The sequence below is a fragment of the Rhizobium mesoamericanum STM3625 genome, assembly GCF_000312665.1.
Taxonomy (GTDB): domain Bacteria; phylum Pseudomonadota; class Alphaproteobacteria; order Rhizobiales; family Rhizobiaceae; genus Rhizobium; species Rhizobium mesoamericanum.
The window spans coordinates 1,203,432-1,226,139 of the sequence record NZ_HF536773.1 but is presented as its reverse complement, the minus strand read 5'-3'; the positions used below and the strand labels follow the sequence as shown (position 1 = coordinate 1,226,139).

Genomic DNA, 22,708 nt, shown 5'->3' with positions numbered 1-22,708 from the left:
CTCACGGATAGGCGTAGAGGACCGGCATCAATCCCGCGACCGCCTTGAAGCGCTCCCAGGATTTATGAGCGGGCTTCGTCCACGCGCTCTCGGCCAACGCCGAGATCCGCGGGAACACCAGGCGATCGAAGACGGCGCGATCGGTCATCGGCTCCGACCAGATGCATGCCTGGATACCGCGGAGGTTTCTTTTCTGTTCGACGCTCCAGCCTTCGACCGGATCGAAATTGTAGAGCTTCTCCGGCTCCGACCACCCGGCCCAGCTGGCGCCCGGCTCATCCCAATCGGGGCTGTTGGCCATGTCGAGGTAGTAGACTTGCCCAGGACAGACGACCATTTCATATCCCTGACCGGCAAGCGCTGCCGAGACTTCGACGCTACGCCAGCCGCAGAGATAGCTTTTTGTCTTGTCTATAACGTTGCCGTGGGCGGCCTCCTCCCATCCGCCGGTAATGCAGCCTTGCTCGGCAAGAAACTTCTGGATCCTTGCGAGAAACACGGATTGCAAAACGGCAGCTCCCGATCCCTCGATGTCGTCGGCGCCGTGCGTATTGGTGATGACGTTGAGACGCTTGGCATGCGCCTCGGCTATGGCGTCTCCGCCGATCTCGCGCAACTTCGCCAAGGCTTCGGGCGAACCCGACCAGGCGCCAAGAGGCACCTCGTCGGCACCGATGTGGATCGTCTTGAAGGGAAAGAGTTCGATCAGTTCGCGGAAGATGGTTTCAAGCACCTCATAAGTCTTCTCGCGCGCCGGGTTCACGCAGTTGTCGGGGAATCCCTGAACGGAGTGATAGCTTCCCGCTTCCTGTGGGTCGCGAAGCTCCGGGATCGCCTGCTGCATGGCATAGCAATGTCCCGGCACGTCGATCTCCGGCAAGACCTCGATGCCGAGCTCCTTGGCATGGGCCACAATCTCGCGAACCGCGGCCTTGGTGTAATAGCCGCCAGTGCGCGCCGCGCCTGACCCGAGCAGCGGCGGAATGGCAAGGCCATGTCCGCGCCATGCGCCGACCTCCGTCAGTGCCGGATAAGCATCGATTTCGATGCGCCAGGCCTCATCGTCCGAAAGGTGCCAATGAAAGCGGTTGACCTTGTTCCAGGCAAGAATGGCGAGCAGCCTCTTGATTTCGGCCTTGCCATAGAACTGCCGCGCCACGTCGAGATGCAGGCCACGCCATCCCATGGACGGCTCGTCGCGGATTACGCCTTCGACGGGGAAGCGGAATGCGCGCGGATAGAGATGCGCGCCGCGCCAGATCTGGCCAAGCGTGATCAGGCCATAGAGCAGGCCTGTCTGCGTGCTGGCGGAAATGCGCACGATCTCCTCGGCGAAGGACACGCCATAGGCCTCCGGCGCGAGGCCCTCGACGACGTCAAGCGTGACGGGCATTCCACCTTCGGAGGCGGGACGAACAATGCCCTCGACCGCAAAGAGCTGTTCGACCAGACTGGTAAAAGCAGCAGCCGCGGCGATTGCAGGGGGAGTATTGGCGTCAAGCGTGAAGCCCGGGGGAACCGAACGCTTGCCGGATACCGACACCTCGTTCGGCCACGGGACGATCGCGACAGGCACCGGCGGATTGCCCGGTACGGGATAGATTTCCGCGCCACGCTTCAATGGCGCATTATTGGCGAGCGATCGGGTCGGCTCTACCGATAACGAAAGCGTGCTGCCGTTTCCGAAGGCCACATAGGCGCCAGTTGCGCCGTCCGTCCAATGTTGGAACGGCCAGCTGAGGGCGGAGATCGTCAACGTCCATGTGTTACCGGGCTCAAGTTCGAAATTTTCGGGTGGGAGGAATTCGGTGAAGTTCGATAGCCGGCGACCGATCGTGCCACCTTCGATCTGAACCGCTGGATCCACCCTTCCCGGCCCGCTGATGCAGAGGCTGAAATCGGCAATCGACTTTGACGAAAGATTCTTGAGGGTGAGCGTATAGGCTTGGTTTCGTTCCTCGGAAGCGGGCATCCATGAGGTTTCGAGGCGCAAGGCGGGTTGGCGTTGTATCGACATGATAATCTCTTGATGGCGTTGTTGGGTTAGGTTCTAAGCATTCCGGCATAGACGCCGGGGGCGGAATTGGGGATTGGCATGGCGCCCACGGCCTTCTCGTAGAAAGCGGCCGGCCCGACATCGCCTATGATAGCGTACCCGTAGCCCATGGTTTTGAGATCGAAGAGGCTGGCAAGCAGCAGGGCATGCCCGATCCCGAGCCCGCGGGATCCTTCTTCGACGCCGGTCGGTCCAAAGAAGCTGCGCGCAATGGATTCATGGCAGGCAAAGCCGACCAGCCGCTCATCGCGGGTTGCGATAAAGCAGGTTGGTGGCTGGCGGGTCAGTGCGACTGCCGTTTCGCTCGCCCAGCCGTCGCCAAATTCCTCAGCGACCCATTTGGTGACGAGTTTGGCTTCCGGAGCGAGTGGGCGCCGGATCGTCACGCCGACATCCTTCATCCTGGCCGTGAGGTCGGCATTCGGCTCAAGGACCGAAAGATTGACGAGATAGTCCAAGGGTGCCTCCTTAATTCGATGCCGCAAGCGGGCGCACAAAATGGTTTGCCCCGATCTGTTCGACGGCCGTCGACGGCGGCCGGCTCATGGCACGGACCTTTTCGGCCTGCTCTAGAAAGCGAGCGCTTCCTCCGGTGACGAACGGCTTTCCGCCATCGGGTACGGCCGATAGCAGGAGTTGCGTGTATCGGTGGTGCGGATTACCGATGACCGCGTTCGTATCCCCCCATTCGACCATTTGACCGGCAAACATCACGACAATTTCCTCGGCTACATGCGCGGCCGTGGCTATGTCGTGGGTGATGTAGAGAAGTGCGAGGTTCTTTTCACGCTTGATGCGCGCAAGAAGCTCGAGAATTCCCATGCGGATCGACACGTCGAGCATTGAGGTCGGTTCGTCGGCCACAAGCACGCCAGGCTGTACCGCGAGCGCACGCGCGATGTTGACACGTTGCCGCTGGCCGCCTGACAGCTCGTGCGGAAACTTCCGTTTGGTGAGCGCAGGATCCAGTCCAACATCGACAAGGAGCCTCGAGACGGCGTCCGACACGGCGACCTTGCCCTCGGCATGCTTGTGCAGGATCAGCGGTCGCGACAAGTGGTGCTCGATCGAAAATACGGAATTGAGCGATGAGAATGGATCTTGGAACACCATCTGGACCTTCCGTCGGTAAGCGTGCTCATCCGAAGGAGATCCGACGGTGGTAAAATCGCGTCCCCTGAACCAAAGCTTGCCTGATGTCGGCTGATCCATGCGCGCAATAATGCGTGCACAGGTCGTCTTGCCACAGCCAGACTCCCCGACAAGCGCAAGGGCCCTGCCGGAATTGAGTGATAACGAGATCCCGCGCAAGGCGTGAACAGGGCCGAAACGACGTTCGATGTCGGTCAGACGGATCACCGGCTCGGACGGAGCTGTAGAGAGTTGAGGGCTTATGCTCATGCGATCGCTCCCGCCAGATGCCGACCCGGGAGCTGCGGCATGGCGTTCCATAGTTTGCGGGTATAGTCGTGCGCCGGTGCCTGGCTAACCTGCCTGACATCGCCGACCTCGACGAGTTCGCCTTTCAGCATGACCCCGATGCGGTGGCAGAGTTGCGCCATCAGATGCAGGTCGTGGGTGATAAACAGGACCGAGAAGCCGTAGGTTCGCTGCAGGTCGACGACTTGCTCGAGAATCTCCCGCTGTACGACGACGTCGAGGGCAGTCGTCGGCTCGTCCATGATGATCAGTTCCGGCCTGAGCGCCAGGCAGATCGCAATGACGATGCGCTGTCGCATGCCGCCGCTGAACTGGTGTGGATAGTCGCAAACACGGTTGATCGGAATACCGACCAGCTTGAACATCGCCTCGGCCTGTTGACGCGACTGGCTTTTCGAACAACCCGTGTGCCGATGCAGTACGTCGTGAAACTGCGCGTCGATCCGCATCAGCGGGTTCAGCGAGTTCATGGCGCTCTGGAAGACCATTCCGATGCGTTTCCAGCGGATCTTCTGCATTTCCCCCTGGGGCAGCTCAAGAAGATTCTGCCCGTCGAAAAGGATTTCGCCGCTGGCAACCCAGGCTGGCGGTTTCGACAAACGCGTGATGGCATAGGCGATCGTGCTCTTGCCACAGCCTGACTCGCCGGCGAGGCCGAACAACTCGCCTCGACCGATGCTGAGGGTCACATCCATCACCGCTCGAAACTCGCCCTTGTCGAGCAGATAGTCGACGTTGAGGTTGCGGATCTCTAGGAGATCATTGCTCATGGGGCAGCCTCCAGGTTGCGATTGCGTGCACGATTGAGCCTGAGCCAGCGGCTGAGTGCGGGCCCCGAGCGAAGCTGCGGATTGGCGATCTCGTCAAATGTGAAGTTGACAAGCGCCAGGCCAAGGCCGATCAGCGCGATGCCAGCGGCCGGTGCACCGATGTCCCACCATGCGCCAAGGATGATGGCCGACGAGTTCTGTGCGTTGTAGAGCATGGTTCCCCAGCTGACCTGTAGGGGGTCGCCAAAGCCGAGATATTCCAGGGTCGTCTGCGCGACGATGGCATAGATGATGCTGCCGACAAGGTTGATGCCGATAAGCGGCAAGAGGTTCGGCAGGAGCTCCACGAAGACGATGCGCCAGCCTGGTTCGCCGATCATTCTCGCAGCCGTGACGAAATCGCGGGTCCGCAGCGCGAGTGTTTGCGATCGGGTCATGCGCGCTCCCCAGGGCCAGGAAGTCAAAGCGATGATTGCCATGATCGCGAGCGGCCCGACGGTACCGGCAAAGGATGCCAGCAGGATGAGAAGTGGTATGTTCGGTATGACAAGGACGGCGTTCGTCGCTAGGTCGAGCGCGGCATCCGTGCGGCCTCCGACATAGCCGGCAATCAGGCCGATCACCGTGCCAAGAACGGTGATGGCGATACCTGTCGCAAAGCCCACTGCAATCGACGTGCGCGCTCCCCAGACGAACTGCGTGTAGACATCACGGCCCATCTTTGTCGTGCCCATGACATGCTCGATTGTTGGCGGTTGATGCGACCGGCCGACACGGGCGCTCGGGTTCGCCGGCGCGATGACAGGCGCGAGGACCGCCATCAGGCAAAGCGCCAAGATAATGACGAGACCGACGATCGCTTTCCGCTGCTGGCGGATCAGTTTCAGGGCGGCAGTCATTCGGCGATCTCCCTCAACCTGGGGTCAACGAGACCATAAATAATATCGACGAGGAGGTTGGCTCCGAGTGTTGCCAGCGTCATCAACAGCAGTTGCCCCTGGATGACGGGATAGTCGCGGGCAACGCTTGCGGTAAACAAGGTCAGTCCGAGACCCGGATAGTTGAAGACGATCTCGGTAACGATCGATCCGCCAAACACGGCGCCGAGCATCAGCGCGAGGTTGGTCAACACCGGTAGCATCGCGTTTCTCGCACCGTAACCGAACATCACGGTCGTCGAGGTCAATCCCTTGGCCCGACCCATGGTGACGTAGTCTTCGCCGAGCACGGAGATCATCGATGATCGCATCGTCGTCTGGAACTCCCCGATGAGATAGGGCGACAGGGTCAGTACCGGCATGATCGCGTGAAAGAAGACACTGCCGACGAACGCGAAATTCAATCCTGGGTCCAGGCCCGGGTCGTAGGCATAGCCGACTGGAAACCAGCGGAGCGACACGCCGAACACGAAAAGTGTAGTCAGTGCCACGATAACAGGGGGAACGGCGATCATGACGACGGATAGGGGTGAAACGATCGTGTCGAAACGGCCGCCGCGTCGCCAGGCCGCCACCGCGCCAAGCGTCACGCCGACCAGCAAGGAAAATAGGATCGCCGTGATGACGAGGAAGGCGGTCCATAAAGTCGAGCGAGCGAGCACGTCGACGACGGTCTGCGGATAGTATTTCACGGACACCCCGAGATCGAGCGTTGCCAACCCTTTCAGATAATCAACGAATTGGATGGTGATCGGTGCATCGACTGCGCCGAAGCGTGCCTTTATCGCCTCGATCGCGGCGGGTGTCGCGCGCGAGCCGAGCTGGGCAATCATCGCGTCGACAGGGGTCCCCGGCATCAGCCGGGGAACCGTGAAGTTCATGACAATCGCAAACACCAGCGCGATCGCGTAGACGCCGAGGCGTCGAGAGGAAATCCGCATGCTGTTGTTTCCCTGGCCCGAGGCTTATTGCACAGGCTTCAGACGCAGCAGGTGCACGAGACGCATACGGTTGTTGTCATGGTTTTCCGGATTCATGACGGGCTCCTTGTCCGTCACCCAGCCGGTGAAGCGTTTGGTCGAATATTGATACCAGGTTGGACCATTGAAGACCGGCACCATCGGCATGTCGTTGGCAACGATTACCTGGATCTCGTCGAAGAGCTTCCGCCGCTCGTCGTTGCTGGTCGCCTTGCGGTACGCGTTAAACACCTCGTCCAGCTTCGGATTGGAGTAGCGCGTCGCCGCGCTCGTAATGCGGCCGGCAAAGGCAGTCGACATCGACTGGTAGTAGCCGCGGAAGGGTGTCGAGCCATCGGCACGGGAATTCAACGCAACGTCGAAGCTGCCGTCGAGCAACTGCTTCTGCCACTGCTCGTATTCGGGCGTTGCAACCGACACGTTGAGGCCCACCGCGCGCAGCCCCTCGGCGGCGATCTGCGCATCGTCGATCCAGTCGGTCCAGCCGTTGGGGATGATGATTGTGAAGGCGATGGGCTGCCCCCCGGGCGTCGTCCGGAAGTTGTCGGCGCCCTTGTTGTAGCCGGAGTCGTCGAGAATCTTATTTGCCTTGTCGACATCATAGGCCATCCATTCGTCAGCAGCACCTTCGGCTGCCTTGTTGCGCCAGGCTTCGAAGCGTGGTGGCAGACCGCTTGCATGCTGGCTGGCGACGGGATAGCCGAAGCCAGCGACATCGACCATCGAAGTCCGATCCATGGCGAGGCTGAAGGCGCGACGGAAATTGAGGTCGTGGAAAGCTTCAGCGTTTGCCGAATTGGCGGTCTTCAGATTCATCTGGAACGCAACGGTTTCGGCCGGCGGCTGCCAGTAGCCATTGTTCTTGGGATCCAGCCCCACGAATGTCTTGTCGATTTGTGGTAGGAACGAACCGATCCAGTCCATCGTGCCTTCCGGCAGCAGTGCCAGCATCTGATCATTGCCCGAAATCTGCGGGAGTTTCAGGCAATCGACGTTGAGTGAGGCTGCGTCCCAATAGTTCGGATTGCGGCACTGTTCGTAGACTTGCGGCGTGAAGCGGCGGATCTCGGTCATCGGGCCGGAGCCGACAGGGTTTTCGTTCTTGAAAGCGACCGGATCGGCGACGTCCTTCCAGACATGTTCCGGGACGACCGGGAAATCGGCGAGCGATTCCGGGAACTCGGTATTGACGTCCTTGAGGTTGATCTTGACTTCGCTTGGCGATGGCGCCTCGACCGATGCGACCGTCTCGCCAACGCCGACGGTATCGGTGGCCGGGTTCTTGAGCATCAGTTCGAGCGTATACTTGACGTCCGCTGAGGTCAGCGGCTGGCCGTCCGACCATTTGACGCCGTCGCGCAAGACATAGGTGATCGACTTCAGGTCATCGGAAAACCTGTAGCTGGTGGCGAGCCGGAAGATTGGCTTGCCGCCGTCATCAGCGTTGAAGATAACCAGCGGCTCGTAGATGAAATCCATTGTGCTCTGGCGTCGGCCCGCGAGGTCGAAGGGATTGAAATTCCGGACCCAACTCGTCTGCTCCTCGATATGCATCGACAGTATCGCTTCAGCGTTCGCCGGTGTTGCGAAGACGCCTCCGTTGGTCAGGAGAGAGACTGCGAGGCCGGTTGCGGACAAAAGAATAGCGCGGCGCGAAAACGCGCAATAATGCCTTGTTTTCATAGTCTTATGTTCCCTCTTTTGAGCTTGATTTGATTTAGTCAATCAATTTGATTTAATCAAACTACGAATTTTCGCGACGGTCAATCCGAGGCGCGGAAAATTGTTTTCGGGAGCGGCAAGTCGCGATGGGATACGCCGAAGGCGAAGGAGAATGTGCGTGGAGGGTCACCCGCAAACGTGAATGCCTCACGGCCGGTAGAGCTTACATCTGCTTGACCGCATCCGGATGCGCTGCCTTGAACTCCGGCAACATATTGCATTGGTCTGCAATACCGGCAACGCGGGGAAATGCCGACATTTCGATCCCCCAACGACGGGCATTGTAGACCTGTGGCACAAGGCAGAAATCGGCCATCGTCGGGGTGTCGCCATAGCAGAAACGGCCTGTCGTCGGCTCATCAAGCATCTGCTCGAGTGCACTTAGTCCGCTGTTGATGAACTTGATTGTCCATTCCCTTCGCGCGCCCTCATCGCCGGTAAGGCGGGCGACGTGGGAGACGACGTTGAGGTTGCAGATCGGATGGACGTCCATCGCAATGGAATAGGACAGCGCCCTCACCCGTTGCCGCCCGAAAACGGTATCGGGCAGGAATCCGCCTTCTGGCCTTGTCTCTGCAAGATATTCGATGATCGCCAGCGATTGTGTCAGCGTATGCCCATCGATACTCAGGCTCGGAACCAAGCCCTGGGGATTGATGCGCAGATAGTCTGGATCCTTATGGGCCGAGGCGACAAGGTCGATCGGCACGGTATCATAGGCAAGCGCCAGCGTCCGCAGGGCAATGCGGACCCGGTAGCTCGCCGACGAGCGCCAGTAGTCATAGAGAACGATCTCTGTCATTGCCGTTCATCCCCGCTGTAGCGCTGGACTGTCTGCTCGATCGCGCCGAAGATCGATGCGCCATGCTCGTCATTCATCTCGATGCGCACGGTATCACCGAAGTGCAGGTAAGGTGTCCGTGGCCCGCCGCGCTCGATCGTTTCGATCATCCGGATCTCGGCGATGCAGGAGTACCCATCGCCGCCCTCGGTAATGGGCTTGCCGGGGCCGCTGCCGCGCTTGTTGGAAACTGTGCCGGAGCCGATGATCGAGCCTGCCGTCAGAGCGCGCGTTTTTGCTGCGTGCGCTATAAGCTGTCCGAAGTTGAATGTCATGTCCACGCCGGCATTCGCGCGGCCAAACGGAATACCATTCAGGCTGACCAGCGGGGGAAGATGGATCTTGCCATCCCTCCACGCCTCGCCAAGCTCGTCAGTTGTTGCGGCAACGGGCGAGAAGGCCGATGAGGGCTTGGATTGGAAGAAACCGAACCCCTTGGCGAGTTCATCGGGAATGAGGCCGCGCAAGGACACGTCGTTGACCAGCATCACGAGCCGAATTGCGTTGCCTGCCTGCTCGGCTGTCGCGCCCATCGGGACGTCGTCGACAATAACGGCGACCTCCCCTTCCATGTCGATACCATACTTCTCGTCGCCAGCAAGGATCGGGTCGCGAGGTGCAAGAAAACAATCCGAACCACCCTGGTACATCAGCGGATCGGTCCAGAACGCGCTAGGCATCTCGGCGTTTCTAGCTCGTCGCACCAGTTCGACATGGTTGACGTAGGCCGATCCGTCGGCCCACTGGTAAGCGCGAGGCAACGGGGAATGCACACGTCGTTGGTCAAAGCGCTCAGATTGCCCCGAGCCGGCCTCCAGTCGCTCGGCGAGACGGGCAAGTTTTGGCGCGGCTTCCCCCCAGTCGTCCAGTGCCGCCTGAAGGGTGCGCGCGACCTCGCCCGCATGGGTAAAGCGCGTCATGTCGCGGGAGACGACGATTAACTGGCCGTCCCGAGTGGAATCTTTGAGTGTGGCGAGTTTCATGAAATCTGTCCGGGTTCAACCGCTCACTTAATACCTGGCGTTCCATCGAAGTGCCTTTCCAGGCCGTTCCAGCAATCGATGTAATCGTCCTGCAGCGTCTCAAGCTCCGCGGCATATTTCGTCAGCTGTTGCGGGAAACGCGTCTCGAACATGAAGGCCATCGTATGATCGAGCTTGACCGGTTTCAGCTCCACGGTGGATGCCTTTTCGTAGCCGGATGCGTCCGGTCCATGCGGCAGCATCATGTTGTGCAGGCTCATGCCGCCGGGGACGAAGCCCTTTTCCTTGGCGTCATATTGTCCATGGATCAGGCCCATGAACTCGCTCATGATGTTGCGATGGTACCAAGGCGGTCGGAAGGTGTGCTCGGCGACTAGCCAGCGCGGCGGAAAGATGACGAAGTCGACATTCGCCGTGCCCGCTTCGCCGCTCGGTGCCGTCAGTACCGTGAAGATCGAAGGATCGGGGTGGTCGAAGAGAATGGCACCGACCGGGGAGAAGGTCCGCAGATCGTACTTGAACGGCGTGTAGTTGCCATGCCAGGCGACGACGTCGAGCGGTGAATGATTGATCTCGGTCACATAGAACTTGCCGCACCACTTCACATGGACCCGGCATGGCGCCTCCTTGTCCTCGAAGGCGGCAACTGGGGTCTTGAAATCACGGGCGTTTGCCAGGCAGTTGGCGCCGATCGGGCCACGATCAGGCATAGTGAACTTCGCCCCGTAGTTCTCGCAGATATAGCCACGCCATTCAGCGCTGCCGCTGAGACGAGAAACCTTGAACATCATGCCCCGGGGGACAAGGCAGATCTCCGCAGGCTCGACCTCGATTATGCCCATCTCGGTGAAGACGCTGATAGTGCCCTGTTGCGGAACAATGAGCAGCTCGCCATCGGCATTGAAGAAATAGTCATCGACCATATCCTCATTGAAGGCATAGGCGTGCGCGGCCATGCCGACCTGGGTCATGACGTCGCCAGCCGCAGTCATTGTCCGGATTCCTGCCAGAAAGTCCGTATGTGACGTCGGCGCGGGAATCGGATCCCACCGCAGTTGGCCAAGTGGCAAGGAGTGATCGTCGAGGCATGGCGCCGATTTCCAGAATGGATAGCTCGATTTGGCAAATCTGCGCGTGTGACGCACGCTTGGCCTGATGCGATAGAGCCAGGAACGCTCGTTCGTCCCGCGTGGAGCGGTAAACGGCGAGCCCGAAAGCTGTTCTGCGTAGAGACCGTAGTTGCATTTCTGCGGACTGTTCTGGCCCTGTGGCAGTGCCCCGAGAAGCGCCTCCGTTTCGAAGTCGTTGCCGAACCCTGGCATGTATGCCGGTGCATTTGTTTCTGTCCGTGCGCGGGAAAGCGGTGCTTCCGTGGTATCCATGCTTGCATCTCCTCCATCCCTTTAGTTACAAACGTAACCGTCTATTTTGTAACTATCAAGGAATGAACATGGCGGATGGATTTGAGCTGGACGGCTTCATTCCCTATCGGCTCAACCGGGCATCGGAACTGATCAGCCTGTCGTTTGCCCGGCAGTACAAGGAGGAGTTCGATCTGACCCGGCCCGAATGGCGGACGTTGGCCGCGCTTGGCAGCGTCGGCGTGATGACGGCAAAGGACATCGGCGCTCATTCGCACATGCATAAGACCAAGGTCAGCCGGGCGGTTTATGCCTTGGAACAACGCCACTGGTTGAAAAGGCTTCCGAGCGAAACCGACCGGCGCTTCGAGCAGATCGAACTAACGGCGCTTGGGAGGCAATACTACCAGAGGATCACCGTGCTTGCGCAGAGGTATCAGGAGACGGTGCGTCAGATGCTTGGCGAAGAGGCGCTTCACCAGCTTGACCTTGCGCTCCAGGCGATCGAAGCGTCTGCGGGGCTCAGGCGAAAATCAAGTGAACGATGATCCGCTCAATGGATAGCCCTCGAAGTTCTTCAACGTATTGAGAACGATCGATGTCTTCACGTGCTGGACGGATTCATGTGGTAGCAGCACATCGTTGACGAAGCGTGATAGGCCGGCGAGGTCGTGGGTGGCGACCTTGAGATGATAGTCCATTTCGCCCGTCAGCGCATAGGCCTCCAGAACCTCCGGAAGACCATTGACCAATTGCGCGAAGCGGCGGGCGTTGTCGCGATTATGGGTCGCGAGCGTGACCGAAATGACGACCAGCAGATTCAGCCCCAACTTGTCAGGATCAAGGTTTGCCTGATAGCCGCGGATAAAGCCCTCGGCCTCCAGTCGCGTTCGCCGTCGCGAGCATTGCGAGGCTGAAAGTGCGATGCGTTCCGACAGTTCGATATTGCTCAAACGGCCGTCGCCTTGAAGCTCAGCGAGGATCTTGAGATCAAATCCATCAAGTTGCTCGAACATTGTATGATTTGCTCATTATTTGGTTGTTCCGTGCAGATAATTTGCCAAGCGCGCTGACAATGCAAGCACATTGCGTCGAAGCAGGACCATAATTTGCATCCGAAGGCTAAAACTGCAGGAGGAGCAAATGGGCCCGTATCCACACGACGCACCGCCGTCTCAGATTACCCCGGACAACCCCGCAGGGACGGATGGGTTCGAATTCATCGAGTTTGCGCATCCAGAACCCGAGAAGCTCGCGGAACTCTTCACGCGCATGGGGTATCGACCGGTCGCAAAGCATAAGACCAAAAGCATTACCGTCTGGCGTCAAGGTGACATCAACTACATCGTCAACGCCGAACCGGGTAGCCACGCAATGCGCTTCGTCGACGATCATGGCCCCTGTGCCCCGTCAATGGCATGGCGCGTCGTCGATGCCAAGCACGCCTTCGACCATGCCGTTGCGAAGGGGGCGATCCCTTACGAAGGTGACGACAAGACACTCGATGTACCGGCAATCGTCGGAATCGGCGGGTCGCTTCTCTACCTCGTGGAGCGTTATGGTGCGAAAGGATCGGCTTACGATCTCGAGTTTGATTGGTTGGGTGAGCGCGATCCACGCCCCGAAGGCGTCGGCTTCTTCTACCTCGACCATCTGACCCATAACGTCTATCGCGGCAACATGGACAAGTGGTGGGATTTCTATCGGGAACTCTTCAACTTCAAGCAGATCCACTTCTTCAGCATCGACGGCCGCATCACTGGCCTTATGAGCCGTGCAATCACCTCACCCTGCGGCAAGATCCGCATTCCGCTGAATGAATCGAAGGACGAGACCAGCCAGATCGAGGAGTATCTGAAGAAGTACAAGGGCGAAGGTATCCAGCACATTGCTGTCGGTACCGACGCCATTTACGAGGCGACAGACAGACTTGCCGAGAATGGGCTTCGCTTCATGCCGGGCCCGCCCGACACCTACTACGACATGTCATGCGAACGCGTGCACGGGCATGACGAACCGATCGAGCGGATGCGCAGACACGGAATTCTCATCGACGGCGAAGGTGTGCTCGATGGCGGCACAACAAAGATATTGCTGCAGATCTTCTCGAAGACTGTGATCGGTCCGATCTTCTTTGAGTTCATCCAGCGCAAGGGCGACGAAGGCTTTGGCGAGGGAAACTTCCGAGCGCTCTTTGAATCAATCGAGGCCGACCAGATACGCCGGGGCGTGATCAAGCCGGCTGCCGCCTAGCGGTCAGCGTAACTGCCAAATCAATGGCCATCGGGGGCAACCGCCTCCGGCGGCATCGTTTCGAGCAGGTTCTTCCGATGAAAGATAAACAGGCCGGCGACGACGATGATCATTCCGCCTGTGATCACGTAGAGATCCGGAACGTCGCCGAAGAACAGGTATCCCAGCGCAATTGCCCAGATCAGTAGACTGTATTGCAGCGGTGCCAGCAGTGACGCTGGGGCGAGCTTCAGCGAACGTGTGATCAAAAGGTGGGCGCAGGAGGCAACGACGCCAAGGGCGAGCATGCCGGTGAGCTCGACCGGCGTTGTCGGCTGCCAGGCACCGATGGAAAGCACCGCACCGACGATGAGGGCGGCGATCATTTGCCACCCAACGAGCGTCGTGTCGCTGGTGTTGCGCAGATATCGGTTGAGCACCAGCGTCATGGCAAAGGACAGACTGCCAACAATACCGAAAAGAGAGGGCAGTGACAGCATCGCCGAGGACGGCCGCAGTGCGATAACGACACCGCAGAAGCCAACAAAAACCGCGAGCCAGCGGCGCCAGCCAATCTTTTCGTTTAGGAAAACGTGCGAAAGAGCCGCGACATAGATCGGCCCGGCCATGTAGAAGGTCATCACGTCAGCCAGCGGCAGATAGGCGACGGCGGCGTAAAACAAACCGACATCGACTGTCGCGAAGAGGACGCGCAGGACCTGCAGCCTCTTCAACTCTACCCTGAAAAGTTGGGCAGGACCCTGCCGAGCGATGAGCGGCCCCAGAATGATGAAACTTCCGAGCGAGCGAATGAGCAGGACCTGCCCGACCGAGAAGTTTGTAACCAGCCACTTACCCATCGCGTCGTTGAGCGCAAAGAGAAAGTCCCCGAGCAGCATTAGAACAACGCCCACCAGCACGAAGTTCTTGAAGGCAGTCGCGGTAGGCTGCGGTTGCATGTCGGAATTCCTGTCGGTTGCCGCCTGGTTGCGGCAGGGGGGCGTCGCCCATAAAGTCTGGGGTGTCAAGCCATTGCAGAGGCTATTCCGGCTTGCCGCGCAGCATTTCGATGATCGCCGAGAAATCGCGGCCGCCGTTCCCCTGTTTCTCGAAAAGGGCGTAAAGCTGCGAAGCTTCGGCCCCAAGCGGTGTTGATGCACCTGTGGAAAGTGCCGCCTCCTGTGACAGCCTGAGATCTTTCAGCATCAGCGCGGCTGCAAAACCCGGCTTGTAACCGTTGTTCGCGGGCGACGTCGGGACAGGTCCCGGGACCGGGCAATACGTGCTGATCGACCAGCATTGTCCCGACGAGGTCGAGGCGACGTCGAATAGTGCCTGATGCGAAAGGCCGAGCTTTTCGCCGAGGGCGAAGGCCTCGCAGACGCCGATCATCGATATGCCGAGGATCATGTTGTTGCAGATCTTTGCCGCCTGCCCGGCTCCGTTCTCCCCGCAATGAACGATTTTCTTGCCCATGGCTTCCAGGATCGGCTTTGCCTTCGCAAAGGCCTCGTCGGAACCTCCGGCCATGAAGGTCAGGGTGCCGGCCGCTGCCCCGCCGGTGCCCCCTGAAACCGGGGCATCGAGAGAAAGGCAGCCCGCATTGCTTGCCATCTCGTGGGCCTGGCGGGCGCTGTCAACATCGATGGTGGAACTGTCGATCACAAGCGTACCAGTGGGAATGGAACGAAGGATATCGGTCCACGCGCTAAGCACATGCTTTCCCTGCGGTAACATCGTCACGACAATCTCTGCGTCCAAGACTGCCTGGCTGATATGGCTCGCAGCCGTTACGCCGTGGGCTTGTGCTGCCTGCAGGACGGGTGCTGCCAGGTCGAAGCCGGTGACCTGATGACCTGCTTTGACGAGGTTGGCGGCCATCGGCCCACCCATGTTGCCGAGCCCGATGAAAGCGATTCTTGCCATGCCAGCCTCCTATCTGTTGTCTTCCAGGATCATGGCCGCTGCCTTTTCGGCGATCATGATCGTCGGCGAATTGGTGTTGCCCGATGTGATCGTCGGCATCACGGAGGCGTCGGCAATTCGAAGCTTCGCCAGCGCCCGGAACTTGAGGCGAGGGTCAACGACACTGTCGCGATCGGCGCCCATCCGACATGTCCCGACGGGATGGAAAATCGTTGTGCCAATGTCGCCTGCTGCCCGGGCTAGTTCCGCGTCGGTGTGGTAACTCGGGCTGGGCTTGAATTCCTCCGGGTTAAACCGTGCGAATGAGGGTTGCGCGACGATCTTTCGTGTCAGGCGCATCGAACGAATAGCTATGTCGCGATCTCGTTCGGTCGAGAGATAGTTTGGGCTGATCGTCGGCTGGGCGGCGAAATCCGGGCTTGCCACATGCACCGAACCACGGCTCTCCGGCCTAAGGTTGCAGACGCTCGCTGTGATGGCCGGAAACGGGTGGACCGGATCGCCGAACTTGTCGAGCGACACCGGCTGCACGTGATATTGAAGATCAGGCGTCTCCTTGTCGGGACCGGAGCGGGTAAAGACGCCGAGCTGGCTCGGTGCCATTGCCATCGGTCCTGAACGCCTGACAAGATATTCCAGGCCGATCGCTGCCATGCCGATGAGCCTTGTTGCCTTTTCATTCAATGTCGGGACACCGGTGACCTTATAGGACATGCGAAGCTGCAGATGGTCCTGGAGGTTCTCGCCGATGCCCTTCACCTCGGTGGTGACCACGATGCCCGCGCTCTTCAGCACATCGCCGCGGCCAAGGCCCGACAGCTCCAGAATGTGCGGTGAACCGATCGCGCCCGCAGCAAGGATCGTTTCCCTGGCCGCGTAGGCGCGCTTCGTTGTGCCCGCATGTTGATAATCGACGCCGGTGACGGCGCCCTCCTCTATCAGCAGACGGCGCACCTGAGCCTTCGTGAGAACCGTCAGATTGCCTCGCCGCATCGCCGGACGCAGGAAGGCCTTGGATGTGTTCCAGCGAATCCCGGATCGCTGATTGACATCGAAGTAGCCTGATCCCTCGTTGTTGCCGGTGTTGAAGTCAGGGGTTTCCGGGATGCCGGCCTCTTTGGCGGCGGCCTGGAATGCATCGAGTACCGCCCAACGCACCCGGGCTTTTTCCACGCGCCACTCGCCGCCTTTGCCATGCAGCTCGTTTTCGCCGCGGTAGAAATCCTCCGATTTGCGGAAGAACGGCAGCACCTCGTCCCAGCTCCAGCCAGTGCAGCCCATCTGCCGCCACAGATCGTAATCGCGCGCCTGGCCGCGCATGTAGATCATGCCGTTGATCGAGGAGCAGCCGCCGAGCACCTTGCCGCGGGGATAGCCGAGCGCGCGGCCGTTCAATCCCTCTTGCGGAACCGTCGTGAAGCACCAGTCGGTTCGTGGGTTGTTGATGCAGTAGAGATATCCGACAGGGATATGGATCCAGTGATAGTTGTCGCTGCCGCCGGCCTCCAACAGCAGTACACGCGTATTCCTGTCTTCCGACAGGCGGTTGGCAAGTACACAGCCGGCGCTGCCGGCACCAACGATGATGTAGTCGAAGCGATCCATGTAAATGCCACCCGCAGGTTAGCGGCGGTAGAAGAAGCCGAGTTTCCGACCGGGGCGCGATGCGTAGAATTCACCGATGATGCCGCGGCGGAAAATCAGCACGCAAATCATGAACACCACCCCGGTGATGATGGTCACCGGGAATTCCGACGTCGCGAGGTAGTTTTCCAGCGTGACAACCAGGCCGGCGCCAAACAACGGACCGATCAGCGTGCCGATACCGCCAAGCAAGGTCATCAGGATCACCTCACCAGACATCTGCCAGGCGACGTCAGTCAGCGTTGCGAACTGGAAGACGAGGGACTTAACCGCCCCGGCCAGGCCCGCGAGTGCTGCCGACATTACGAAGGCGCCGAGTTTGTAGCGAGCGACGGAGTAACCAAGCGATATCGCCCGCTGCTCGTTTTCGCGGATTGATTTCAAAATCATCCCGAACGGCGAGTTGATGAAGCGCCAGATGATCAGGATACCGACGACGAAGACGGCCAGCACGAAATAATACATGTTGGTCGAGCTGTTGAGGTCGAGGAGACCGACCAGACGTCCACGCGGAACGGACTGGATTCCATCCTCGCCATGCGTGAACTGCGACTGCAGGCAGAAGAAGAAGAACATCTGCGACAGTGCAAGCGTAATCATCGCAAAATAAATGCCCTGACGGCGGATCGCGAAGAACCCCATGACGAGGCCGAGGATGGCTGCACCCGCGACACCGGTCGCGATGCCGAGTTCTGGCGAAAATCCCCATTCCTTTACGGCATGCGCGGTAAAATAAGCGGCCCCACCGAAGAAGGTTGCGTGGCCGAACGACAGAAGGCCGGTGTAGCCGAGCAGGAGGTTGAAGGCACAGGCAAACAGCGCGAAGCACAAAAGTTTCATCAGGAAAATCGGGTAAAAGAAGAACGGCGCCAACAGCAAAAGCAGCAGGCCTATGATGAGGAAGGCCGCCTGCACCGAAAGGGCGGTCCGGCTCTTTTCCGTCCTGATCGTTTCGGTGATCTCTGCCATCGTCACGCATCCCGGCCAAAGAGGCCCGCGGGCCTGATGAGAAGAACAATTGCCATGATGACGAAGATCACGATGTTGGACGCTTCCGGATAAAAGACCTTGGTCAGGCCTTCGGCGATACCGAGCACGTACCCAGTAATGATGGCACCCATGATCGAACCCATGCCGCCCACCACGACAACGGCAAAGACGACGATGATCATGCTGGAGCCCATCAGCGGCGACACCTGGTAGATCGGAGCGGCCAGCACCCCCGCGAAAGCGGCAAGACCGGCTCCGAGCGCGTAGGTCAGCGTCAAAAGGACCGGCACGTTGACGCCGAATGCCTGGACCAGCGTCGCATTCTCGGTGGCCGCCCTCAGATAGGCGCCAAGCTTCGTCTTCTCGATCAGGAGCCAGGTGCCGAGGCACACCACAAGCGACACGATGACGACCCAGCCGCGATAGACCGGCAGGAACATGAAACCTAGATTGACAGCGCCAGAGAGAGCTGCCGGCTGAGCATAGGGCTGGCCTGATGAGCCGTAGAGGTAGCGGAAGGTGCCTTCGACAGCGAGCGCGAGGCCGAAGGTGAAGAGCAGACCGTAGAGCGGATCGAGGTCATAGAGCCGGCGAAGGAACAATCGCTCGATCACAGCGCCAGCCAGCCCGACTATGACGGGCGCCAGGATCAGCGACGGCCAATAGCCGATGCCGGCATAGGCAAAGAGGAGATAGGCGGCAAAGGCGCCGAGCATATATTGGGCGCCGTGCGCGAAATTAATGACGCGCAACAGGCCGAAGATGATGGCAAGGCCGAGGCTCAGAAGGGCGTAGAACGAACCGTTGATGAGGCCAATCAAGAGTTGGCCCATGAATGCCTGCAGGGGAATGCCGAATATCATCGTCATCAGATCACACTCCCAGAACCTTATGCAGTGTGTCCATCCGCTGGGGCAACTCGCCCACGGGGAACTCCGATACCGTCTGCCCGTGGTCCATAAGATAGAAGCGATCGGCGATCCGGCTAGCGAAGCGGAAATTCTGTTCGACGAGCAGGATCGTCATGCCGCGTTCCTTCAATTGCTTCAGCACCTCTCCGATGCGCTGGACGATGACCGGCGCAAGGCCCTCGGTGGGTTCGTCGAGCAGCAGCATGCGAACCCCGGTTCTAAGAATGCGGGCGATCGCCAGCATCTGCTGCTCACCGCCCGACAGTTTCGTGCCCGGGCTGTTGCGCCGCTCATAGAGGTTCGGAAACAGCTCGTAGATCTCGTCGACGGTCATGCCGCCTGAAGCAACGACCGGCGGTAGCATCAGATTTTCAGACACCGTCAGGGTCGAGAATATGCCTCGTTCCTCCGGCACGAAGCCGATGCCCCGGTGCGCCGTTTTGTGCAAGGGCACCTGCATCATGTCTTCGCCGGCGAACGTCAGTTTTCCTTTGCGGGCGCGGACGATGCCGGTGATGGTGCGCAGCGTCGTCGTTTTCCCGACACCATTTCGGCCAAGGATGGTGATGGTCTCACCTTCGCCGACCTGCATGTCGACGCCATGCAGGATGTGGCTTTCGCCGTACCAGGCGTTCAGCCCCTGAATCTCGAGAAGTGCCGCCATCAGCCCTCCTCCGAGCCCATGTAGGCCTGGCGTACCCGCTCATCGGCGCTAACGCTCGCATAATCGCCTTCGGCAAGAATTTCTCCGCGCTGCAGCACGGTTACATGTTGGCAGATGTTGGCGACGACCGACAGATTGTGTTCGACCATCAGGACGGCGCGGTCGCGCGCCACTTCGCGGATCAGGGCCGACACGACCCCGACATCCTCGTGTCCCATGCCTGCCATCGGTTCATCAAGCAGGAGCACTCTCGGATCAAGGGCAAGCGTCGTTGCGATTTCGAGCACGCGCTTGCGGCCATAGGAGAGATCGGCTGCGATCGCATCGCGTTCCTTGGCAAGGCCAACCTTGGCCAGCAGTTGTTCGGCGCGTTCATTCAACTTGTCGAGAGCCGACAATGGACGCCAGAATTGCGTCGACAAATTGTTTGGCCGTTGCAGCGCGACGCGCACATTGTCGAGCACGCTCAGGTGCGGAAAGACCGCCGAAATCTGGAAGGATCGCACCAGCCCCATGCGCGCGACTTTGTCCGGCGCCGTTTTTGTGATGTCGGTGCCCATCAGGGTGATGGTGCCAGCGGTTGGCTGCAGGAACTTCGTCAGCAGGTTGAAAACTGTCGTCTTGCCGGCGCCGTTGGGGCCGATGAGGGCGTGCACGCTCGCATCGTGCACATCCAGATCGACGTTCTTGACCGCGGTGAAGCCGCCGAAGTCGCGGCGCAAGCCGCGGGCGGAAAGGACCACCCGCGGCGTTGAATTTAAGTGGGTTGCGGAAACCGCCATCGCTTCAGTTCACCAGCGCGCAGCCGCTCTTGGCGGGGTCGATATAGGCTTCCTTGCCGGGAATGGTCGCCAGAACGTTGAAGTAGTCCCATGGTTCCTTGCTGTCGGCGGGCTTCTTGACCTGCAGCAGGTACATGTCATGGATCATGCGGCCGTTCGGACCGACGGTGCCGCCACGGCCGAAGACGTCGTCGACCGGCATTTCATGCAGCTGCTTGGCAACGGCATCGGTGTCGTCGGTACCTGCCTTCTGGATTGCCTTGAGGTACTGAAGCACGGCCGAATAGGTTCCCGCGTGGACCATGTTCGGCATCTTGCCCGTGCGGGCGAAGAACTTCTTGCCGAATTCGCGGCTCTTATCATCCAGATTCCAATAGTAGCCTTCCGTCAGCGTCAGGCCCTGCGCTGCGTCTAGCCCAAGGCCGTGAACCTCGGCCAAGGTGAAGAGCAGCGCCGCCAGATGCTGACCGCCCTGGGTGATGCCGAACTCGGCAGCCTGCTTGATGGCGTTGGACGTATCGAGACCTGCATTGGCAAGACCGATGACCTTGGCGCCCGACGATTGGGCCTGAAGCAGGAAGGATGAGAAATCCTGGTTCGACAGGGGATGGCGGACAGAACCGACGACCTTGCCGCCAGCGGATTTGACGAAATCGCTCGTCTGGCCTTCGAGCGAATAGCCGAAAGCATAGTCGGCCGTCAGGAAGAACCAGCTGTCGCCGCCCTGCTTGACGAGCGCGCCTCCAGTGCCGACAGCGAGCGCATGTGTGTCATAGGCCCAGTGGAAACCATAGGGCGAGCAAGCCTTGCCGGTCAGATCGGTCGTGGCTGCGCCGGTGACGATATCGATCTTCTTCTTTTCCTTCGCAATGGCCTGGACCGCGAGCGCGACCGACGACGTGGTCAATTCCATGATCGCGTCGACCTGCTCGGTGTCATACCACTGCCGGGCAATGTTGGACGCGATGTCGGCCTTGTTCTGGTGGTCGGCATCGACGATCTCGACAGGCACGCCGAGAACCTTGCCGCCGAAATCCTCGACCGCCATTTTGGCCGCCTCGACCGAGGATTTGCCGCCGAAGTCGGCGTAGACGCCTGATTGGTCATTCAGGATACCAATCTTCACCTTGCCATCGGATGCACCATCGGCGAGTACTGCGGTGCTGCTTGCAAGCAGAAATGCGAGCGACGCAATGAGACTCTTTCGCATATGTCTCTCCTCCCAGAGATTGGCCAGAATGCGGATCTGTTCAGATTTGGCCAGCAGCTCTCCTCAAAGCTGCCGGCACCTACCCTACGATCATTGAATTGCACCGATCAGGCAAGGCCGCTTTACAACCAATTCCAAACAGTATCTGTTCGTTTTTGAACAGAACTGCTGCTCTGTCGCGGCGCCGACCCAATGAATGCAGATCGTTAGGGCGCTTTTGTCGAAACCTAGGGCGGCGCAGGCTGTGGCGCATTAGACGAAAGACCAATAGCGAGCGGCCAGGCGATCCCGAGGCCGACTAGGGGCGTGCATGAACAATCCGCCGCAGTTTACCTGGGATGACCTGCAGTTCTTTCTGGCGGTTGCCCGCACGGGTCAGCTGTCGACCGCCGCGCGGCAATTGCGCACCAGCCATGCAACCGTCTCGCGTCGCATCGACCGGCTGGAGTTTGCTCTGAAAGTCAAGCTCTTCGAGCGCAACCCGCGTGGATATGTGATGACGGCGATGGGCGCGCGCTTCGTCGAGACCGCCGAGAAGATGGAGCAGGAAACCGAGCGATTGCGCGCCGATCTCACCGAAGGCGCGACGATGCAGCGCGGTGTGGTGCGCCTCAGCGCGCCGGAGGGCTTCTCCAACTTCTTTTTCGCGCGCGTGCTGCCACGGTTCGTGACAAGCCATCCGAATTTGTCTCTCGAGCTGGTGACGATCCAGCAGATCATGTCGCTGTCGCGCAAGGAGGCCGACATCACGGTTGTTCTCGATGAGCCGAAGGGCGGACCTTATTTTTCTGACAAGCTCACCGACTATCATCTGCAGATCTATGGCTCGAAGGAGTACTTGCGACGAAGCGCGCCAATCACCTGCCGCGACGACCTCCTGAATCATCCATTCATTAGCTACATCGAAGAAATGATCTTTGCGCCCGGGCTTGACTATCTCGGCGATGTGCACCCACGCATCAAGCCGCGGTTTCAAAGCTCGAGCATCTTCGCGCAGCTGACGGCAACGCGAAACGGACTCGGGCTGTGTGTACTTCCCTATTTCTTCGCGAGCCGATACCCCGAACTCGAACGGGTCCTTCCCGACGATGTCGACCTCAGGCGACACTACTGGATCACTTGTCATCGTGATCTTCGCCAGTCGCCGCGGGTCCGGGCGGTCATCGATTTTCTGCGCGAAGCGGTCGTCGGCGAAGACGTCAGATTCATTCCCCCCTGGGTCAAGCGATAGATCGGTTCCAGGCAAGTTGACCCCTGC

The 22,708-nt window shown here is 59.5% G+C and carries 22 protein-coding genes; 3 read left to right on the top strand and 19 right to left on the bottom strand.

Going from position 1 to position 22,708, the window contains the following annotated elements; translation table 11 throughout:
• Position 1: 1 nt before the first annotated feature.
• From BN77_RS25985 to hmgA, 10 genes are all read right to left on the bottom strand, one after another.
• Positions 2–2,017, bottom strand: coding sequence for a beta-N-acetylhexosaminidase (locus BN77_RS25985; RefSeq protein WP_007537784.1), 2,016 nt, complete (start codon positions 2,015–2,017; stop codon positions 2–4).
• A gap of 26 nt (positions 2,018–2,043) precedes the next feature.
• Positions 2,044–2,514 (bottom strand): GNAT family N-acetyltransferase, encoded by a 471-nt coding sequence (locus tag BN77_RS25980; protein WP_007537783.1) that lies wholly within the window; start codon positions 2,512–2,514, stop codon positions 2,044–2,046.
• 10 nt (positions 2,515–2,524) lie between these two features.
• Positions 2,525–3,457 (bottom strand): ABC transporter ATP-binding protein, encoded by a 933-nt coding sequence (locus tag BN77_RS25975; protein ID WP_007537782.1) that lies wholly within the window; start codon positions 3,455–3,457, stop codon positions 2,525–2,527.
• Positions 3,454–4,266 carry an ABC transporter ATP-binding protein gene (locus BN77_RS25970; protein WP_007537781.1) on the bottom strand — a complete coding sequence of 271 codons (813 nt, stop codon included), beginning with the start codon at positions 4,264–4,266 and terminating at the stop codon, positions 3,454–3,456. Before BN77_RS25970 ends, BN77_RS25975 begins: the two co-directional genes overlap by 4 nt.
• Positions 4,263–5,165: an ABC transporter permease gene (locus BN77_RS25965; RefSeq protein ID WP_007537780.1), complete on the bottom strand. Its 903-nt coding sequence runs from the start codon at positions 5,163–5,165 to the stop codon at positions 4,263–4,265. Before BN77_RS25965 ends, BN77_RS25970 begins: the two co-directional genes overlap by 4 nt.
• Entirely contained in the window at positions 5,162–6,145 is a 984-nt protein-coding gene (locus BN77_RS25960) for an ABC transporter permease (RefSeq protein ID WP_007537779.1), read from the bottom strand. Before BN77_RS25960 ends, BN77_RS25965 begins: the two co-directional genes overlap by 4 nt.
• Before the next feature lie 24 nt (positions 6,146–6,169).
• Complete coding sequence (locus BN77_RS25955) at positions 6,170–7,867, bottom strand: ABC transporter substrate-binding protein (RefSeq protein WP_007537778.1); 1,698 nt, start codon at positions 7,865–7,867, stop codon at positions 6,170–6,172.
• 202 nt (positions 7,868–8,069) lie between these two features.
• Entirely contained in the window at positions 8,070–8,708 is a 639-nt protein-coding gene (maiA, locus tag BN77_RS25950) for a maleylacetoacetate isomerase (RefSeq protein WP_007537777.1), read from the bottom strand.
• Positions 8,705–9,730, bottom strand: coding sequence for a fumarylacetoacetate hydrolase family protein (locus BN77_RS25945; RefSeq protein WP_007537776.1), 1,026 nt, complete (start codon positions 9,728–9,730; stop codon positions 8,705–8,707). Before BN77_RS25945 ends, maiA begins: the two co-directional genes overlap by 4 nt.
• A gap of 23 nt (positions 9,731–9,753) precedes the next feature.
• Positions 9,754–11,112, bottom strand: a complete 1,359-nt coding sequence (gene hmgA, locus BN77_RS25940) for a homogentisate 1,2-dioxygenase (protein ID WP_007537775.1) — start codon at positions 11,110–11,112, stop codon at positions 9,754–9,756.
• 68 nt (positions 11,113–11,180) lie between these two features.
• On the opposite strand from hmgA, the gene BN77_RS25935 reads away from it, so the two are divergent.
• Complete coding sequence (locus tag BN77_RS25935; protein ID WP_007537774.1) at positions 11,181–11,639, top strand: MarR family winged helix-turn-helix transcriptional regulator; 459 nt, start codon at positions 11,181–11,183, stop codon at positions 11,637–11,639.
• Here the strand turns inward: BN77_RS25935 and BN77_RS25930 are convergent.
• Positions 11,625–12,107: an Lrp/AsnC family transcriptional regulator gene (locus tag BN77_RS25930; protein WP_007537773.1), complete on the bottom strand. Its 483-nt coding sequence runs from the start codon at positions 12,105–12,107 to the stop codon at positions 11,625–11,627. The two genes, BN77_RS25935 and BN77_RS25930, sit on opposite strands and share 15 nt — an antisense overlap.
• A 127-nt stretch (positions 12,108–12,234) precedes the next feature.
• Here BN77_RS25930 and hppD point away from each other — a divergent pair, with 127 nt between their 5' ends.
• On the top strand, positions 12,235–13,344 hold the full coding sequence (hppD, locus tag BN77_RS25925) for a 4-hydroxyphenylpyruvate dioxygenase (RefSeq protein WP_007537772.1): 1,110 nt from the start codon (positions 12,235–12,237) through the stop codon (positions 13,342–13,344).
• Between the two features lie 20 nt (positions 13,345–13,364).
• On the opposite strand, the gene BN77_RS25920 is transcribed toward hppD, so the two are convergent.
• From BN77_RS25920 to BN77_RS25885, 8 genes are all read right to left on the bottom strand, one after another.
• The gene (locus tag BN77_RS25920; protein ID WP_007537771.1) at positions 13,365–14,282 is read right to left on the bottom strand and encodes a DMT family transporter; all 918 of its coding nucleotides are present in this window, start codon (positions 14,280–14,282) and stop codon (positions 13,365–13,367) included.
• Between the two features lie 82 nt (positions 14,283–14,364).
• Positions 14,365–15,249: a 3-hydroxyisobutyrate dehydrogenase gene (gene mmsB / locus BN77_RS25915; protein WP_007537770.1), complete on the bottom strand. Its 885-nt coding sequence runs from the start codon at positions 15,247–15,249 to the stop codon at positions 14,365–14,367.
• A 9-nt stretch (positions 15,250–15,258) separates the two neighbouring features.
• Positions 15,259–16,854 carry a GMC family oxidoreductase gene (locus BN77_RS25910; RefSeq protein ID WP_007537769.1) on the bottom strand — a complete coding sequence of 532 codons (1,596 nt, stop codon included), beginning with the start codon at positions 16,852–16,854 and terminating at the stop codon, positions 15,259–15,261.
• Positions 16,855–16,872: 18 nt separating this feature from the next.
• On the bottom strand, positions 16,873–17,862 hold the full coding sequence (locus BN77_RS25905; protein WP_007537767.1) for a branched-chain amino acid ABC transporter permease: 990 nt from the start codon (positions 17,860–17,862) through the stop codon (positions 16,873–16,875).
• A gap of 2 nt (positions 17,863–17,864) precedes the next feature.
• A complete protein-coding gene (locus tag BN77_RS25900) occupies positions 17,865–18,752 on the bottom strand; it encodes a branched-chain amino acid ABC transporter permease (protein ID WP_007537765.1) in 888 nt (295 codons plus the stop codon).
• A 4-nt stretch (positions 18,753–18,756) separates the two neighbouring features.
• Positions 18,757–19,458 (bottom strand): ABC transporter ATP-binding protein, encoded by a 702-nt coding sequence (locus tag BN77_RS25895; RefSeq protein ID WP_007537763.1) that lies wholly within the window; start codon positions 19,456–19,458, stop codon positions 18,757–18,759.
• A complete protein-coding gene (locus BN77_RS25890; protein ID WP_007537761.1) occupies positions 19,458–20,240 on the bottom strand; it encodes an ABC transporter ATP-binding protein in 783 nt (260 codons plus the stop codon). The genes BN77_RS25895 and BN77_RS25890 overlap by 1 nt, the downstream gene beginning before the upstream one ends.
• A 4-nt stretch (positions 20,241–20,244) precedes the next feature.
• Positions 20,245–21,450 carry an ABC transporter substrate-binding protein gene (locus BN77_RS25885; protein WP_007537759.1) on the bottom strand — a complete coding sequence of 402 codons (1,206 nt, stop codon included), beginning with the start codon at positions 21,448–21,450 and terminating at the stop codon, positions 20,245–20,247.
• Between the two features lie 310 nt (positions 21,451–21,760).
• Here BN77_RS25885 and BN77_RS25880 point away from each other — a divergent pair, with 310 nt between their 5' ends.
• Entirely contained in the window at positions 21,761–22,681 is a 921-nt protein-coding gene (locus tag BN77_RS25880) for a LysR family transcriptional regulator (protein WP_007537757.1), read from the top strand.
• Positions 22,682–22,708: the final 27 nt, after the last annotated feature.